This window comes from Enterobacter sp. 120016 (genome assembly GCF_018383635.1).
Taxonomy (GTDB): Bacteria; Pseudomonadota; Gammaproteobacteria; order Enterobacterales; family Enterobacteriaceae; genus Enterobacter; species Enterobacter asburiae_D.
On the sequence record NZ_JAHAWC010000015.1, the window covers coordinates 1 to 16883 of the forward strand.

The following is a 16883-nucleotide window of genomic DNA, read 5'->3' on the forward strand; positions in this document are numbered from 1 at the left end:
CGGGTTCTTATGCCTTAGTTGTAAGTGTCTACCATGTCCCCGAACAAGTGTTCACTATGTCCCCGGACCGTACAGGGAGAGGGGCGGGGTGAGGGGAAAGTTTCACCCAATGCTAAACGGATCCGCATCCTGCCATGCCGGAAACTTCTCCCGGTATTCCTTCAGCGCCGTCAACGACAGCTCCGCATCAATGCGTGTCGCCTGATGCGGCTCGGCGGTGGCAATTATCTCGCCCTGCGGATTCACCACCCGGCTGTCGCCGCGGTAGTGATGTCCGTTGCCGTCCGTTCCCACGCGGTTACAGCCCACCACGTACGCCTGGTTCTCAATCGCGCGCGCCACCAGCAGCGACTGCCAGTGCAGGGAGCGCGGCGCAGGCCAGTTGGCGACATACAGCGCCAGGTCGTAATCGTTGCGGTTGCGCGACCACACCGGGAAGCGCAGGTCGTAGCAGACCAGCGGCAAAATACGCCAGCCGCGCCACTCGAACACCACGCGCTCGTTACCCGCTTCATAGTGATGATGCTCATCCGCCATGCGGAACAGGTGGCGCTTATCGTAGAAGTGCACTTTCCCTTCCGGCTCCACCAGCAGGAAGCGGTTCACCGGCCCGCGCTCCGTTTGCAGCGCAGCGCTACCCGCAATCAGCGCGTTGGTCTGCTGCGCTTTGGCATGCATCCAGGCGACCACCTCATCCTGCGGCATTGACTGTTGTGCCGCTTCCATGGCGAAGCCGGTGGTGAACATCTCCGGCAGGACAATCACATCACGCCCGGTAATCTCTTCCAGTTGACGATCAAAGTGGCGCAGGTTGGCGGGGCCATCCATCCACACTAAAGGTTGCTGCAAAATCGAAATCTTCAAACCAGGCACGATACAGACTCCTCAAAAGACCGCTTTTTGACACTGTAGCACGTCATTACGAGAAAATGTGGCAATAAAAAACCCCGCTCAGGGCGGGGTTTGTACAAGCGAAACGCGTTACGCCGCTTCAGGCTTGCGGTGCTTCTCCGGGAGCTTTACCGGCTGCGTCGCCAGCTCGTCCGGTTCGAAATCATCCACGTTAATACTGCGCAGACGGCTCTCTTCGGCTTTCACCAGCAGCGCGGCTTCATCTTTATTGATAATGCCACCGGCGAGCGCCTGTTTTGCCAGTTCGTCCAGACGGGTAAACGGCAGGTTTTTGCCCAGCTGTTTACAGATCTTCTGGTGAATCGGATCGGCAGCCATCACGTCCAGCAGCGCCTCTTCCAGCAGACCCACCGGGTTATGCGGCGTCGGCGTCAGATACTGACCACGACCGATACGGGAGCGGGTTGCGCTCGGTACCTGCAGGATCTTCGCCACCTTATGGTCCAGCTTGTCGGACGGCGCCAGGTGGTGACGACCGGTCGGGAAGATCACCGCGCGCAGAGCGCCCGCCACGAAGCGGTTCGGGAAGTTCGCCAGCAGGTCGTCAATCGCCTGCTCAGCCTGATACATCGCATCCTGAACGCCCCAGTGCACCAGCGGCAGATCCGCTTCCTGACGGCCTTCGTCGTCGTAGCGCTTCAGGACCGCAGAGGCCAGGAAGATCTGGCTCAGCACATCGCCCAGACGAGCAGAGATACGCTCGCGACGCTTCAGGCTGCCGCCCAGCACCGCCATGGAAACATCTGACAGCAGAGCCAGGTTGGCGCTCAGTCGGTTCAGATGCTGGTAGTAACGTTTGGTCGCATCGCCGGTCGGCGTCGCGCTGGTAAGACCGCGCGTCAGGCCCAGCCAGAAGCTGCGCACCTTGTTGCTGCCCACGTGACCGATATGTTTGAACAGCAGCTTATCGAAGGCATCCACGTCGTTGTTCTGCGCGGCGGCCATCTCTTCCAGCACGTATGGATGGCAGCGAATTGCGCCCTGACCGAAGATCATCATGCTGCGGGTCAGAATGTTTGCCCCTTCCACGGTGATGGCAATCGGTGCGCCCTGATAGCCGCGCGCCAGGAAGTTGCCTTCGCCGAGCATAATGCCTTTACCGCCTGCGATATCCATTGCGTCAATGATCGACTGCTGGGCGCGGTGGGTACAGTGGTACTTCACAATCGCGGACAGCACGGCCGGTTTTTCGCCCAGCATGATGCCGTAGGTAATCAGAGAAGCAGCGGCATCCATCACGTAGGCGTTGCCCGCGATACGCGCCAGCGGCTCTTCGATACCTTCCATCTTGCCGATGGAGATTTTGAACTGACGGCGGATGTGGGCGTAAGCGCCAATCCCCATCGCGACCGACTTCAGACCGCCGGTTGAGTTCGACGGCAGGGTAATGCCGCGGCCCACGGACAGACATTCCACCAGCATACGCCAGCCCTGACCGGCCATTTTCGGGCCGCCGATGATGTAGTCAATCGGCACAAAGATGTCCTGACCGCGGGTCGGACCGTTCTGGAACGGCACGTTCAGCGGGAAGTGACGGCGACCAATTTCAACACCTGGGGTAGAGGTTGGGATCAGCGCACAGGTAATGCCCAGATCTTCTTCACCGCCCAGCAGTTTTTCCGGGTCAGAGAGCTTAAAGGCCAGACCCAGCACGGTGGCGATTGGCGCCAGGGTGATATAACGCTTGTTCCAGGTCAGGCGCATGCCCAGTACCTGTTCACCCTGCCATTCACCCATGCAAACCACGCCGGTATCCGGGATCGCACCCGCATCGGAGCCCGCTTCCGGGCTGGTCAGCGCGAAGCAAGGGATTTCCTGACCGCGTGCCAGACGCGGCAGGTAGTGATCTTTCTGCTCTTCGGTACCGTAATGCTGCAGCAGTTCGCCCGGGCCTAAGGAGTTAGGTACGCCAACGGTAATCGCCAGGATCCCGGAAACGCCCGCCAGCTTTTGCAGAACGCGAGCCTGAGCGTAAGCGGAGAACTCCAGACCGCCGTACTCTTTCTTGATGATCATCGCGAAGAAGCGATGTTCTTTCAGATACGCCCACAGCTCTGGCGGCAGGTCGGCCATTTCATGGGTGATGGCAAAGTCATTGGCCATACGGCACGCTTCTTCCACCGGGCCGTCAATAAAGGCCTGTTCTTCAGCGGTCAGGCGCGGCTGCGGATAGTTATGCAGCTTTTTCCAGTCCGGGTTGCCCTGGAACAGGTCGCCTTCCCACCAGGTGGTGCCCGCATCAATCGCTTCTTTCTCGGTACGCGACATTGGCGGCATCACTTTGCGGAAGCCTTTGAACACCGGCGCAGAGATCATTGATTTACGCATCGGGGCAAAGTTAAACGGCAGAAGAATGATGGCAAGAGGGACTAAAAGCCAGATATTCCAGAGACCTGCGACGCCAAGTGCAGCCGTCCAGGCCAGAAGAATCAGGCTGCTCAGGAATAAACTTACGCGGTGATAGAACAACACACCGAGCAGAACAACGGTTGCGAGAATGCTCAAAATCATCATAAAGAAAAGCTCCCTTGCTTGTAGGAGGTCTGACCACTTGTGATGATATGGTTGTAGTTGATGTAAATTCCTTTAGCAATGTGTTTACAAAATAATTACAACCTGGTTCACATTGTTCGTGTTTTAGCCGGCACAAAAAATCAAAACGCCGGACGATTCGCATGGCTTTAGCTTCTCGCTTTTCCCGCTATCCGGTACACTCCACTGTGTTATTTCATCAATACTGAAGGATTATCCTCATGTACCAGGATCTTATTCGTAACGAACTGAACGAAGCGGCGGAAACGCTGGCGAACTTTCTGAAAGATGATGCCAATATTCACGCTATTCAGCGCGCAGCGGTCCTGCTGGCCGACAGCTTTAAAGCCGGTGGCAAAGTGCTCTCCTGCGGTAACGGCGGTTCCCACTGTGACGCTATGCACTTCGCAGAAGAGCTGACCGGACGCTATCGCGAAAACCGCCCGGGCTACCCGGCGATTGCGATTTCCGACGTGAGTCACATCTCCTGCGTAGGCAACGACTTCGGTTACGACCACATCTTCTCCCGCTACGTTGAAGCGGTAGGCCGCGAAGGCGACGTGCTGCTGGGGATTTCTACCTCCGGCAACTCCGGCAACGTGATCAAAGCGATCGCCGCCGCGCGTGAAAAAGGGATGAAAGTCATCACCCTGACCGGCAAAGATGGCGGTAAGATGGACGGTACAGCGGATGTCGAAATTCGCGTTCCGCACTTCGGTTATGCTGACCGTATTCAGGAAATTCACATCAAAGTGATCCACATCCTGATCCAGCTGATCGAAAAAGAGATGGTTAAGTAAGACTTCGCTGGGGGCACTCTTGCCCCCGCTGTTGTGGAGGTGACGTATGTGCGAACTGCTCGGGATGAGCGCCAATGTGCCAACCGATATCTGCTTTAGTTTCACCGGGCTGGTTCAGCGCGGTGGAGGAACCGGGCCGCATAAAGACGGCTGGGGCATCACCTTCTACGAAGGCAAAGGGTGTCGCACGTTCAAAGATCCACAGCCCAGCTTTAACTCACCGATTGCCAAACTGGTGCAGGACTACCCCATCAAGTCCCGCTCGGTGATCGCCCACATCCGTCAGGCAAACCGCGGCGAAGTGGCGCTGGAAAATACCCATCCGTTTACCCGTGAACTGTGGGGCCGTAACTGGACCTACGCGCATAACGGGCAGCTTACGGGCTATAAGTCGCTGGAGACGGGCAATTTCCGCCCGGTCGGCGAAACGGACAGCGAAAAAGCGTTCTGCTGGCTACTGCACAAGCTGACGGAGCGCTATCCCCGCACGCCCGGCAACATGGCCGCCGTATTCAAATATATCGCGACGCTGGCGTCTGAACTGCGTGAAAAAGGCGTGTTCAACATGCTGCTCTCTGACGGCCGCTATGTGATGGCGTTCTGCTCGACGAATCTGTTCTGGATCACCCGCCGCGCACCGTTTGGCGTTGCGACGCTGCTGGATCAGGATGTGGAGATTGACTTTCAGAAGGAGACCACACCGAACGATGTGGTCACTGTTATCGCAACGCAGCCGCTGACGGGCAACGAAACCTGGCAAAAGATTATGCCAGGCGAGTGGGTGCTATTTTGTCTCGGGGACCGTGTAATTTGACGCCAGCTGTGGATGGACGACTTCGTGGCTCAGCGGTTTGCTGACCACGTAACGGCCATCTACGATAGAGACCACAGGTGGCTTGTGGGTCTGCTCAAAGTAGTCGTAACCCGGCTTCAGCTGTTTCCAGAAATCCGCATAGAATGAGTACTTGTGGCGCGTCATGTTGGCGTCCGTCATGCGGAACGGATAGATGCTGACCTGTACGTTAGGCTGCCCAAAGACCAGCGCGCCCGTCACGAACTGGAAAATCTCATCAATGCCGGAGTCGGTCATCGCATAACAGCCGATAGACACGCAGGCACCGTGGATCATCAGATATTTACCTTCATAACCGTGTGCACGGTCATAGGCATTCGGGAAGCCGATGTTAATGGCTTTATAGAAGCGGCTGTCAGGCTTGAGCTGGCTGCGCTGAACGTTGTAGAACCCTTCCGGACTTTTGAAATCGCCCTGGCGTTGTTTTGGCCCCAGCCCGCCGGAGTAGTTACAAATTTTGTAACTATCAAGCAGCTGATATGTCTCGCCCATTTTCACAAACAGATCGAGAGTGCGTTCTTCCTTGAAGATTTGAATATAAACCGGCGATCCCATTAACTGCTGTTTATATTCCTTGCTGACCGGCGTCGTTGAGCTATTACTGCTGAGCAGTCCGGCAAACGACATGCACGGAATCAGAAGCATCGCAATGAACAATGCGATTTTACGCATACTACTAGTTCCTTGATAAAACCATGACCAACTTGCCAGGACGGCAAAAGAGACCCGAAATCAGATTATTCTGTTAGGAGCGCTCACATTAGCACCGCCATAGATTTTCGCAAGAGCCGGGCGGTGAGTTTACAAATTAGTTTTACTTTATAAACCATCAAAATTGCGATGGCTCCAGGAACTTTGCGCATTAGCTCGCAATTTGGCGCGCGCGACGGCGGATTCCCTGCCCGCGAGAAGGGGAAAATGCTACACTTCGCGCCCACTGGATTGTTGTTCATGGAAACCTGCTAACCACATGTTTAAAATCAAAAAAGGACTTAATCTGCCGATTGCAGGCGTGCCAGCGCAGCACGTTTCGACAGGCGCAATCGTCCGTCATGTCGCCATTTTGGGCGACGACTACCTGGGAATGCGTCCTTCAATGCTGGTACAGGAAGGCGATCGCGTTATCAAAGGGCAGACGCTCTTCGAGGACAAAAAAAATCCCGGCGTGATGTTCACGGCACCCGCGAGCGGCACCGTTGTGGCGATCAACCGCGGCGAACGGCGCGTTCTACAGTCGGTGGTTATCCGCATCGAAGGCGATGAACAGCGAGAGTTTGCCCATTACGACGCCGCAGAGCTCGCGTCGCTGAACCGCGACGCCGTTCAGGCTCAACTGCTGGCCTCCGGTTTATGGACCGCGCTTCGTACACGTCCCTTCAGCAAATCCCCTGTTCCGGGCACGGAACCGGCCGCGATTTTCGTCACTGCAATCGACACCAACCCGCTTAGCGTGGACCCGCAGCCGGTTATCCTGGCACAGCGGAAAGCCTTCGATGCCGGACTGACCGTTTTAACCCGCCTCACGTCCGGGAAAGTCCACGTTTGCCAGGCCAGCGGCGGCAAGCTTGGCGGGCATCCGCAGGGGCAGGTCACGTTTAATGAGTTTGCTGGCCCACATCCGGCGGGTCTGGTCGGGACGCACATCCATTTCCTTGAGCCGGTGAGTATGACGAAGCGGGTCTGGCATCTGAATTATCAGGACGTTATCGCCATCGGTAAGCTTTTTACTACGGGTGAACTCTGCGCTGAACGGATCGTCGCCGTCGGCGGACCGCAGGCCGCAAACCCGCGCCTGGTAAAAACGCTGCTGGGCGCAGACATCACTGAACTGCTGGTGGGGGAAACGAAAGAGGGTGAAAACCGCCTGATTTCCGGTTCGGTCCTCAGCGGACGCCGTGCTGCCAATGCGCACGCGTACCTGGGGCGTTTCCATTTGCAGGTGAGCATTGTGCAGGAGGGGCGTGAGAAAGAGCTGTTCGGCTGGGTTCTGCCCGGTGCGGAAAAATACTCCGTCACACGGACCACGCTGGGTCATTTCCTGCGTAATAAGCTGTTTAGCTTCTCGACCAGTACGCACGGCGGTGAGCGCGCCATGGTCCCGATTGGTAACTACGAGCGCGTTATGCCCCTGGATATTCTGCCGACCATGCTGCTGCGCGATCTGCTCGCCGGTGATACCGACAGCGCGCAGGCGCTGGGCTGTCTGGAGCTGGATGAAGAAGATCTGGCGCTCTGTACCTATGTCTGTCCGGGCAAATACGAATATGGACCGGTATTGCGCGAGGTGTTAACCCGCATTGAGCAGGAAGGATAACCGATGGGCTTAAAACACCTCTTTGAAAAAATTGAGCCGCACTTTACCGAAGGGAAGCTCAAAAAGTACTACCCGCTGTATGAAGCAACGGCGACCATTTTTTACACGCCGGGTCTGGTGACGAAAGGGGCGGCGCACGTTCGTGACGCCATAGACCTTAAGCGGATGATGATCCTGGTGTGGTTTGCGGTCTTCCCGGCGATGTTCTGGGGAATGTACAACGTCGGCCTGCAGACTATTCCGGCGCTGCACCATATGTACGATGCACAGCAGCTGGCGCAGGTCATCAAGTCCGACTGGCACTACCGTCTGGCCCAGTCGTTAGGGGTGAGCTTCGCTGCAGACGCGGGCTGGTTGAGCATGATGACGCTGGGCGCGGTTTTCTTCCTGCCAATTTACATCACGGTCTTTATCGTGGGCGGCTTCTGGGAAGTGCTGTTTGCCATCATCCGTAAACATGAGATCAACGAAGGCTTCTTCGTGACCTCTATTCTGTTTGCCCTGATTGTTCCCCCGACGCTGCCGCTCTGGCAGGCGGCGCTGGGCATCAGCTTCGGCGTGGTGATTGCCAAAGAGATCTTCGGCGGCACCGGGCGGAACTTCCTCAACCCGGCGCTGGCGGGACGTGCGTTCCTGTTCTTTGCGTATCCGGCACAGATCTCGGGCGACCTGGTCTGGACGGCGGCAGACGGTTTTTCCGGCGCAACGCCGCTTTCACAGTGGGCGGCACACGGCGGCGAAACGCTGGTTAACAACGCGACGGGTCAGCCTGTCACCTGGTTTGATGCCTTCATTGGCAACATTCCGGGCTCCATCGGGGAAGTCTCTACGCTGATGATTTTGCTTGGCGGGGCGATCATTCTTTTCGGTCGCGTGGCCTCCTGGCGGATTGTTGCGGGCGTGATGATCGGCATGGTGCTGACCGCCACCCTGTTCAACGTTATCGGTTCGAGCACCAATCCGATGTTCTCCATGCCCTGGTACTGGCATCTGGTGCTGGGTGGCTTCGCGTTCGGCATGATGTTCATGGCGACGGACCCCGTCTCGGCCTCGTTTACTGACAAAGGTAAATGGAGCTATGGCGTGCTCATTGGCGCGATGTGCGTCCTGATCCGCGTGGTCAACCCGGCGTATCCGGAAGGGATGATGTTGGCCATTCTGTTTGCCAACCTGTTTGCGCCGCTCTTCGATTACCTGGTGGTGCGGGCCAATATCAAACGGAGGAATGCGCGTGGCTGAGGTTAAAAATAACGACAGCATCGGCAAAACGCTGCTGGTGGTGCTGGTGCTCTGTCTGGTCTGTTCCATCGTCGTCGCTGGTTCTGCCGTGGGGTTAAAACCCCGGCAGCAGGAGCAACGCGCGCTGGATAAACAGCGCAACATCCTGGCCGTGGCCGGGCTGATGCAGGAAGGAATGAGCGCAGACGACGTTTCGGCCGTCTTTGCTGAACGTATTTCGGCGCGCTTGGTGGATTTAAAAACGGGTGAACTGCTGGATAAAGACCCGGCAACATTCAACCAGGCGCTGGCGCTGAAAGATCCGCAGATGAGCGTGACGCTGGAGGCATCGCAAGATCCCGCCGGGATTAAGCGTCGTAGCAACCTTGCTGAAATCTATCTGGTTCGCGATCCCCAAAAACGCATTCAGGAAATGGTACTGCCTGTTTACGGTAACGGGCTGTGGTCAATGATGTATGCCTTTGTGGCACTGGATACCGATGGCCGCACGGTCAAAGGCATTACGTATTATGACCAGGGCGAAACCCCGGGGCTGGGTGGCGAAGTTGAGAACCCTAACTGGCGGGCACAGTTTGTCGGCAAGAAAGTGCTCGATGATAACGGTCTGCCTGCGCTGAAGGTGATGAAAGGGGCGGCACGTCCCGGTGACGACTATGCCGTAGACGGGCTCTCCGGCGCCACGCTCACCTCAAAAGGCGTGCAGCACAGTTTTGATTTCTGGATGGGCGAGCTGGGCTTTGGTCCCTTCCTGAAAAACGTACGTGAAGGAGCGCTGAACAATGGCTGATGCCGGTGAACTGAAAGAAGTCAAAAAGGTGCTCATTGGCCCGCTGCTCGCCAATAACCCGATCACGCTGCAGGTGCTGGGCGTCTGTTCGGCCCTGGCGGTGACGACCAAGCTGGAAACGGCTGTGGTAATGACGCTGGCAGTCACGCTGGTCACGGCGTTCTCCAGCATGTTTATCTCGATGATCCGCCACCACATTCCCAACAGCGTGAGGATCATCGTGCAGATGGCGATCATCGCCTCGCTGGTGATCGTGGTCGATCAGCTGCTGCGCGCCTTCGCCTATGAAACCTCCAAACAGCTCTCGGTGTTCGTTGGTCTGATCATCACCAACTGTATCGTCATGGGGCGTGCGGAAGCCTACGCCATGAAAATGCCGCCGCTGGCGAGCTTTATGGACGGTATCGGCAACGGCCTGGGCTACGGCGCGATCCTGCTGACCGTGGGGTTCCTGCGAGAGCTGATTGGCAGCGGCAAGCTGTTTGGCATCACGGTGCTGGACACGGTGCAGAACGGCGGCTGGTATCTGCCAAATGGCCTGTTCCTGCTGGCCCCTAGCGCATTTTTCATTATCGGTTTGTTGATCTGGCTGATTCGTACGTTGAGACCAGAACAGCAGGAAAAGGAGTAACCGACAATGGCTCATTACCTGAGTTTGTTTGTGCGCGCGGTGTTTGTTGAAAACATGGCGCTCGCGTTTTTCCTCGGCATGTGTACGTTCCTTGCCGTGTCTAAAAAGGTCTCCACGGCATTTGGCCTGGGCGTGGCGGTTACCGTGGTGCTCGGCTTGTCTGTACCGATTAACAATCTGGTGTACAACTTTGTGCTGCGGGACGGTGCGCTGGTGGAAGGGGTCGATCTCAGCTTCCTGAACTTCATCACCTTTATCGGGGTGATTGCCGCGCTGGTGCAAATCCTCGAGATGATCCTCGATAAGTATTTCCCGTCGCTGTACAACGCGCTGGGGATCTTCCTGCCGCTGATCGCGGTGAACTGCGCCATCTTTGGCGGCGTCTCGTTTATGGTTCAGCGTGATTACAACTTCAGTGAATCCGTGGTGTACGGTTTTGGTTCCGGCATCGGCTGGATGCTGGCGATTGTCACCATGGCGGGGATCCGCGAGAAAATGAAATATGCCAACGTGCCTGCGGGTCTGCGTGGCTTAGGGATCACCTTTATCACCACCGGGCTGATGGCGCTGGGCTTTATGTCCTTCTCCGGTGTGCAGCTATAAGGGCTAACAGATGGAAATTATCCTTGGCGTGGTGATGTTCACGCTGATTGTACTGGTGCTGTCAGGATTAATTCTGGCGGCGCGCGCGAAGCTGGTGAATTCCGGCGACGTGGTGATTGATATTAACGACGACCCGCAGAACCAGGTCCGCACGCCAGCGGGGGACAAGCTGCTCAACACGCTCTCCGGTAACGGCATTTTTGTCTCCTCGGCCTGCGGCGGCGGCGGCTCCTGCGGGCAGTGCCGCGTGACGGTAAAAGAGGGCGGTGGCGATATCCTTCCCACCGAGCTGGCGCACATCACGAAACGCGAGGCAAAAGAGGGCTGCCGTCTGGCCTGTCAGGTTGCCGTGCGCCAGAACATGAAGATTGAGCTGCCGGAAGAGATCTTCGGCGTTAAGAAATGGGAGTGCGAGGTTATCTCTAATGATAACAAAGCCACCTTTATTAAAGAGCTGAAGCTGCGGGTGCCGGAAGGGGAAGATGTTCCGTTCCGCGCCGGGGGATACATTCAGATTGAGTGTCCTGAGCATACCGTGGCCTATGCGGACTTCGACGTGCCGGATGAATACCGCGCCGACTGGGACAAATTCAATCTCTTCCGCTTTGTATCAGAGGTAAAAGAGCCGACGCTGCGCGCCTACTCGATGGCCAACTACCCGGAAGAGAAGGGCATTATCATGCTCAACGTGCGTATCGCCACGCCGCCACCGAATGTGCCGGACGCGCCGCCGGGCGTGATGTCGTCATACATCTGGTCTCTGAAGCCGGGAGATAAGGTGACCATCTCCGGTCCGTTTGGGGAGTTCTTCGCGAAAGATACCGATGCGGAAATGGTCTTTATCGGCGGCGGTGCCGGTATGGCCCCGATGCGCTCGCACATCTTTGACCAGCTCAAGCGGTTGGGGAGCCAGCGTAAGATCAGCTTCTGGTACGGGGCGCGCTCGCTGCGCGAGATGTTCTATGATGATGAGTTTGAACAGCTGGCGCGTGAAAACCCGAATTTTAGCTTCCACGTTGCGCTTTCCGATCCGCAGCCGGAAGATAACTGGAGGGGCTACACGGGGTTCATCCACAACGTGCTGTATGAAAACTACCTCAAGCAGCACCCGGCCCCCGAGGATTGCGAGTTCTATATGTGTGGTCCGCCGATGATGAACGCCGCCGTGATTAAGATGCTGAAAGATCTCGGCGTTGAAGATGAGAACATCATGCTCGATGATTTTGGAGGCTGATGATGCTGACGTTTCTGGCAACCTTTGTGGTGTTTATGCTTGTTATTTTCGGCATGTCGTTAGGCTGGATCGTTAAGCGGAAAAGCATTCAGGGCAGCTGCGGGGGGATTTCCTCCATTGGGATGGAAAAGGTCTGCGACTGCCCGGAGCCGTGCGATGCGCGGAAAAAAAGAATGGCCCGCGAGCAGCAGCGCATTATTTAAGTTTTTGCAGGTCGGGTAAGGCAAAGCCTCTACCCGGCGTTCTCACATCTGCTTCTCAATCCTCATTTGTTTACTGTATACTTATCCAGTAATGAGTGAGGGCTTACTATGCGCAAAATAATCCATGTCGATATGGACTGCTTTTTTGCCGCAGTGGAGATGCGTGACAACCCGGCGCTGCGGGATATTCCCATCGCCATTGGCGGCAGCCGCGTTCAGCGTGGTGTCATCAGCACCGCCAACTATCCTGCGCGCAAATTTGGCGTGCGCAGCGCGATGCCGACGGCGATGGCCTTAAAGCTTTGCCCTCATCTCACGCTTCTGCCCGGCCGGTTTGAAGCCTATAAAGAGGCTTCCCTTCATATTCGGGAAATCTTCTCCCGCTATACCTCTCTGATAGAGCCGCTGTCGCTGGACGAAGCCTATCTGGATGTCACCGACAGCGTGCACTGCCACGGCTCCGCCACGCTGATGGCTCAGGAGATCCGCCAGACGATTTTCAACGAGCTGAATCTGACGGCGTCTGCGGGCGTCGCGCCAGTTAAATTCCTCGCCAAAATTGCCTCCGATTTAAATAAGCCCAACGGTCAGTACGTCATCACGCCGGAAGAGGTGCCTGCGTTTTTGAAAACGCTGCCGCTCGGCAAAATCCCCGGAGTAGGAAAAGTTTCTGCCGCTAAGCTGGAAAGCATGGGGTTACGGACCTGCGAAGACGTGCAGCGAAGCGATCTCGCCATGCTGCTTAAGCGCTTCGGGAAGTTTGGCCGCGTGCTGTGGGAGCGCAGCCAGGGGATTGACGATCGCGATGTGAACAGCGAACGGCTACGTAAATCCGTCGGCGTTGAGCGCACCCTCATTGAAGATATTCATGACTGGTCCGAATGCGAAACCATTATCACGGAACAGCTTTACCCCGAGCTGGAAAGACGCTTAATCAAGGTGAAGCCGGACCTGCTGATTGCCCGTCAGGGTATCAAATTAAAATTCAACGACTTCCAGCAGACCACGCAGGAACACGTCTGGCCGCGTCTGAATAAAGACGATCTTATCGCGACGGCGAAAAAGGCATGGGAAGAGCGCCGGGGCGGGCGAGGAGTAAGGCTGGTGGGATTACACGTCACGCTGCTGGATCCGCAGTTAGAGCGGCAGCTGGTATTAGGGCTGTAGAGTGCTTTAATCGTAGGCCCGGTAAGCGAAGCGCCACCGGGCATCAAACGGCTAATTACTTAACGGGGATCGCTTTCAGCAGTTCGGTCAGCAGCGTCCAGTAGTGACCGACGCTTTCGATATGAACCTGCTCATCCGGAGAGTGCGGACCGGTAATGGTTGGCCCGATGGACACCATATCCATATCCGGATACGGTTTCTTAAACAGACCACATTCCAGACCTGCGTGGATCACCTGGATGTTCGGGGTGCTGTTGAACAGACGCTGATAGGTTTCGCGCACCAGCGCCATCACCGGAGAACTTGCATCCGGCTGCCAGCCCGGGTAGCTGCCTTTTGCAGACGTTTTCGCGCCCGCCAGCGTGCCCAGAGATTCCAGCATGCTCACCACGTACTCTTTACCGCTGTCGATAAGCGATCGGATCAGGCAGATGATTTCCGCGCTGTCGTCGCTCATGGTCACCACGCCCACGTTCAGTGAGGTTTCCACCACGCCTTTCGCCACGTCAGAGTTGCGGATCACGCCGTTTGGCGTCGCGTTCAGCAGCTGAACGAAGGTGTCACGAGACTGCGCGGTCAGCGCGGCTTTATCCGTAGATACGGATTCCAGCACCACGGTCAGGTTTTTCTCTTTCGCCGACAGTTCGTTTTTCAGGATATCCAGGTATACGCTGGAGAGTTTTTTCAGCTCGTCCGCTTTTGCCGCCGGTACTGCTACGGTGGTGAACGCTTCACGCGGGATCGCGTTGCGCAGGGTACCGCCGTTGAAGTCTACCAGACGCAGATCCAGCTCGGCCGCATGGCCTGCCAGGAAGCGCGCCAGCAGCTTGTTGGCGTTACCCAGACCCAGGTGAATATCGCCGCCGGAGTGGCCGCCTTTCAGCCCTTTCAGCGTCAGCTTGAAGGTCTGGAAGCCTGCAGGGATCGCTTCGCGCGACAGCGGCAGGGTAGAGATGAAATCAATCCCGCCCGCGCAGCCCATGTAGATCTCACCTTCTTCTTCAGAATCGGTGTTGATCAGGATGTCCGCCTGCAGCCAGTTCGCCTGCAGACCGAACGCGCCGTCCATGCCCGCTTCTTCGGTCATGGTCAGCAGCACTTCCAGTGGACCGTGCTCAACGCTGTCGTCGGCCAGCACCGCCAGCGCAGAGGCCATACCGATGCCGTTATCCGCGCCCAGGGTAGTGCCGCGTGCTTTCACCCAGTCACCGTCGATGTACGGTTGAATCGGGTCTTTGGTGAAGTCGTGAACGGTGTCGTTATTCTTCTGTGGCACCATGTCCAGGTGCGCCTGCAGCACAACCGGTTTGCGGTTTTCCATGCCTGCGGTAGCAGGTTTACGGATCAGAATGTTGCCAACCTGGTCGCGTTCAGCATGCAGACCTTTTTCCTTCGCCCAGCCCATAATATGTTCGGCAAGCTGTTCTTCATGGTAGGAAGGGTGTGGAATGGAGCAGATTTTTGCAAAAATATCCCACAGCGGCTGCGGAGATAATTGAGACAGTTCAGACACGATAAGTCTCCTTGTCGAGGCGCTGCAAACAGGGTTGCAGGCCACAGGGTTAGCAGGTTAATAGTTACCACAAGTCAGGCTTGCGAGATGAAACTGAGAATACCACTTTCTCTGCTGGCTGGTAGCATAAAGCATGTAAAAACTCAGGCAGAGGGCGCTAAACACTGGTTTTTAGTGCGTCAGATCTCTATAATCTCGCGCAACCTATTTCCCCCTCGAACACTTTTTAAGCCGTATAAAAACAGGCTGGGACACTTCACATGAGCGAAAAATACGTCGTCACCTGGGACATGTTGCAGATTCACGCACGCAAACTGGCTGCGCGTCTGATGCCTTCCGAACAGTGGAAAGGCATTATTGCCGTCAGCCGTGGCGGTCTGGTACCGGGGGCGCTGCTGGCACGTGAGCTGGGTATTCGTCATGTCGATACCGTTTGCATCTCCAGCTATGACCATGACAACCAGCGCGAGCTGACCGTGCTGAAACGTGCGGAAGGCGACGGTGAAGGCTTCATCGTTATTGATGACCTGGTGGATACCGGCGGTACTGCGGTCGCTATCCGCGAAATGTATCCGAAAGCACATTTCGTCACTATCTTCGCGAAACCTGCTGGCCGTCCACTGGTTGACGATTACGTGATTGATATCCCGCAGGATACCTGGATTGAACAGCCATGGGATATGGGCGTGGTCTTCGTACCGCCTATTTCAGGCCGTTAATACCAGTACGTAACTTTACACGCCCGGCTATGTCGGGCGTTGTTCTTTTTGGCCTGCCACGCGTTACAATAGTCTTCATATGACGTATTCATGGAGGCAACGCAATGACGCAGGCGAATCTCACCGAGACTCTCTTCAAACCCCGTTTCAAACACCCTGAAACGTCGACGCTGGTGCGTCGCTTTAATCCGGGTACCCAGCCTGCCGTCCAGTCCGCGTTAGACGGCAAAAACGTGCCTCACTGGTATCGCATGATTAACCGCCTGATGTGGATCTGGCGCGGTATTGATCCCCGTGAAATCCTAGATGTGCAGGCACGTATCGTGATGAGCGAATCTGAACGGACCGACAGCGAGCTTTACGATACGGTGGTGGGCTACCGTGGCGGCAACTGGATCTATGAGTGGTCGAAACAGGCGATGCTCTGGCAGCAAAAAGCCAGCCAGGAAGAGGACGCCACGCGCAGCGGCAAGCACTGGCTGCATGCGGCCAATCTCTACGCCATTGCCGCGTATCCACATCTGAAAGGTGATGAGCTGGCGGAGCAGGCCCAAGCGCTGGCGAACCGTGCTTATGAAGAGGCGGCGCAGCGTTTGCCGGGCCAAATGCGCGAGCTTGAGTTCAGCATTCCAGGCGGTGCACCCGTCACCGGGTTCCTGCATATGCCGGAAGGCGACGGCCCGTTCCCGACCGTACTGATGTGCGGTGGGCTGGATTCCCTGCAAATCGATTATTACAGCCTCTTTGAGCGCTACTTCGCACCAAAAGGGATCGCGATGCTGACGCTTGATATGCCTTCAATCGGTTTCTCATCCAAATGGAAACTGACGCAGGATTCCAGCCTGCTGCACCAGCATGCGCTAAAAGCGCTGGAGAACATTCCGTGGGTTGACCACACCCGCGTGGCGGCATTCGGCTTCCGTTTTGGCGCGAACGTCGCGGTGCGTCTGGCTTACCTTGAATCTTCTCGTCTGAAAGCCGTCGCCTGCCTTGGTCCGGTCGTTCACGCCCTGCTCAGCGATCCTGCGCGTCAGGGGAGCGTTCCTGAAATGTACCTTGATGTGCTGGCCAGCCGTCTTGGCATGCATGATGCGTCAGACGAAGCGCTGCGTATTGAACTCAATCGCTACTCGTTAAAAACGCAAGGGTTGCTGGGACGTCGCTGCCCAACGCCGATGCTGTCGGGGTTCTGGAAAAACGATCCGTTCAGTCCGGAAGAAGAGTCGCGCTTAATCACGTCGTCATCTGCGGATGGCAAATTGCTTGAAGTGCCGTTCAGCCCGGTCTATCAGAATTTCGACAAAGCGCTGAAAGAGATTACGCGCTGGATCGCTCAGAGATTGTGTTAATAGATTGCTAAATTTCGCTGGTTTGGT

At 56.4% G+C, this 16883-nt stretch carries 16 protein-coding genes; 12 read left to right on the forward strand and 4 right to left on the reverse strand.

What is annotated here, in order from left to right; genetic code table 11:
- Positions 1 to 102: 102 nt before the first annotated feature.
- A complete protein-coding gene (locus KIF87_RS18165) occupies positions 103 to 873 on the reverse strand; it encodes an amidohydrolase (protein ID WP_213329954.1) in 771 nt (256 codons plus the stop codon).
- 108 nt (positions 874 to 981) lie between these two features.
- Complete coding sequence (gene fadE, locus KIF87_RS18170; protein WP_213329955.1) at positions 982 to 3426, reverse strand: acyl-CoA dehydrogenase FadE; 2445 nt, start codon at positions 3424 to 3426, stop codon at positions 982 to 984.
- Between the two features lie 239 nt (positions 3427 to 3665).
- Between fadE and lpcA the strand changes: the two genes are divergently transcribed.
- Together lpcA and KIF87_RS18180 are read left to right on the forward strand one after the other, a co-directional pair.
- The gene (lpcA, locus tag KIF87_RS18175) at positions 3666 to 4244 is read left to right on the forward strand and encodes a D-sedoheptulose 7-phosphate isomerase (protein ID WP_010427884.1); all 579 of its coding nucleotides are present in this window, start codon (positions 3666 to 3668) and stop codon (positions 4242 to 4244) included.
- A gap of 46 nt (positions 4245 to 4290) precedes the next feature.
- Positions 4291 to 5058 (forward strand): class II glutamine amidotransferase, encoded by a 768-nt coding sequence (locus tag KIF87_RS18180; protein WP_010427885.1) that lies wholly within the window; start codon positions 4291 to 4293, stop codon positions 5056 to 5058.
- Here the strand turns inward: KIF87_RS18180 and dpaA are convergent.
- On the reverse strand, positions 5029 to 5769 hold the full coding sequence (gene dpaA / locus KIF87_RS18185; RefSeq protein WP_213329957.1) for a peptidoglycan meso-diaminopimelic acid protein amidase: 741 nt from the start codon (positions 5767 to 5769) through the stop codon (positions 5029 to 5031). The two genes, KIF87_RS18180 and dpaA, sit on opposite strands and share 30 nt — an antisense overlap.
- A gap of 298 nt (positions 5770 to 6067) precedes the next feature.
- Between dpaA and KIF87_RS18190 the strand changes: the two genes are divergently transcribed.
- From KIF87_RS18190 to dinB, 8 genes are all read left to right on the forward strand, one after another.
- Positions 6068 to 7411 (forward strand): Na(+)-translocating NADH-quinone reductase subunit A, encoded by a 1344-nt coding sequence (locus tag KIF87_RS18190; RefSeq protein WP_213329959.1) that lies wholly within the window; start codon positions 6068 to 6070, stop codon positions 7409 to 7411.
- A gap of 3 nt (positions 7412 to 7414) precedes the next feature.
- On the forward strand, positions 7415 to 8650 hold the full coding sequence (locus tag KIF87_RS18195) for an NADH:ubiquinone reductase (Na(+)-transporting) subunit B (protein ID WP_213329961.1): 1236 nt from the start codon (positions 7415 to 7417) through the stop codon (positions 8648 to 8650).
- A complete protein-coding gene (locus KIF87_RS18200; RefSeq protein ID WP_213329963.1) occupies positions 8643 to 9437 on the forward strand; it encodes a Na(+)-translocating NADH-quinone reductase subunit C in 795 nt (264 codons plus the stop codon). The genes KIF87_RS18195 and KIF87_RS18200 overlap by 8 nt, the downstream gene beginning before the upstream one ends.
- Positions 9430 to 10068, forward strand: a complete 639-nt coding sequence (locus tag KIF87_RS18205; protein ID WP_213329965.1) for an NADH:ubiquinone reductase (Na(+)-transporting) subunit D — start codon at positions 9430 to 9432, stop codon at positions 10066 to 10068. The genes KIF87_RS18200 and KIF87_RS18205 overlap by 8 nt, the downstream gene beginning before the upstream one ends.
- A gap of 6 nt (positions 10069 to 10074) precedes the next feature.
- Positions 10075 to 10671 carry an NADH:ubiquinone reductase (Na(+)-transporting) subunit E gene (nqrE, locus tag KIF87_RS18210; RefSeq protein ID WP_023334613.1) on the forward strand — a complete coding sequence of 199 codons (597 nt, stop codon included), beginning with the start codon at positions 10075 to 10077 and terminating at the stop codon, positions 10669 to 10671.
- A 10-nt stretch (positions 10672 to 10681) separates the two neighbouring features.
- Positions 10682 to 11905: an NADH:ubiquinone reductase (Na(+)-transporting) subunit F gene (nqrF, locus tag KIF87_RS18215; protein WP_213329967.1), complete on the forward strand. Its 1224-nt coding sequence runs from the start codon at positions 10682 to 10684 to the stop codon at positions 11903 to 11905.
- Positions 11905 to 12108 (forward strand): (Na+)-NQR maturation NqrM, encoded by a 204-nt coding sequence (nqrM, locus tag KIF87_RS18220; protein ID WP_213329969.1) that lies wholly within the window; start codon positions 11905 to 11907, stop codon positions 12106 to 12108. Before nqrF ends, nqrM begins: the two co-directional genes overlap by 1 nt.
- A 108-nt stretch (positions 12109 to 12216) precedes the next feature.
- A complete protein-coding gene (gene dinB, locus KIF87_RS18225; RefSeq protein WP_121425636.1) occupies positions 12217 to 13275 on the forward strand; it encodes a DNA polymerase IV in 1059 nt (352 codons plus the stop codon).
- A 55-nt stretch (positions 13276 to 13330) separates the two neighbouring features.
- On the opposite strand, the gene pepD is transcribed toward dinB, so the two are convergent.
- On the reverse strand, positions 13331 to 14788 hold the full coding sequence (gene pepD, locus KIF87_RS18230; protein ID WP_121425635.1) for a cytosol nonspecific dipeptidase: 1458 nt from the start codon (positions 14786 to 14788) through the stop codon (positions 13331 to 13333).
- A gap of 260 nt (positions 14789 to 15048) precedes the next feature.
- On the opposite strand from pepD, the gene gpt reads away from it, so the two are divergent.
- Both gpt and frsA read left to right on the forward strand, forming a co-directional pair.
- Positions 15049 to 15507, forward strand: coding sequence for a xanthine phosphoribosyltransferase (gene gpt, locus KIF87_RS18235; RefSeq protein ID WP_010427903.1), 459 nt, complete (start codon positions 15049 to 15051; stop codon positions 15505 to 15507).
- Positions 15508 to 15611: 104 nt separating this feature from the next.
- Positions 15612 to 16856 carry an esterase FrsA gene (frsA, locus tag KIF87_RS18240; protein WP_063145509.1) on the forward strand — a complete coding sequence of 415 codons (1245 nt, stop codon included), beginning with the start codon at positions 15612 to 15614 and terminating at the stop codon, positions 16854 to 16856.
- Positions 16857 to 16883: the final 27 nt, after the last annotated feature.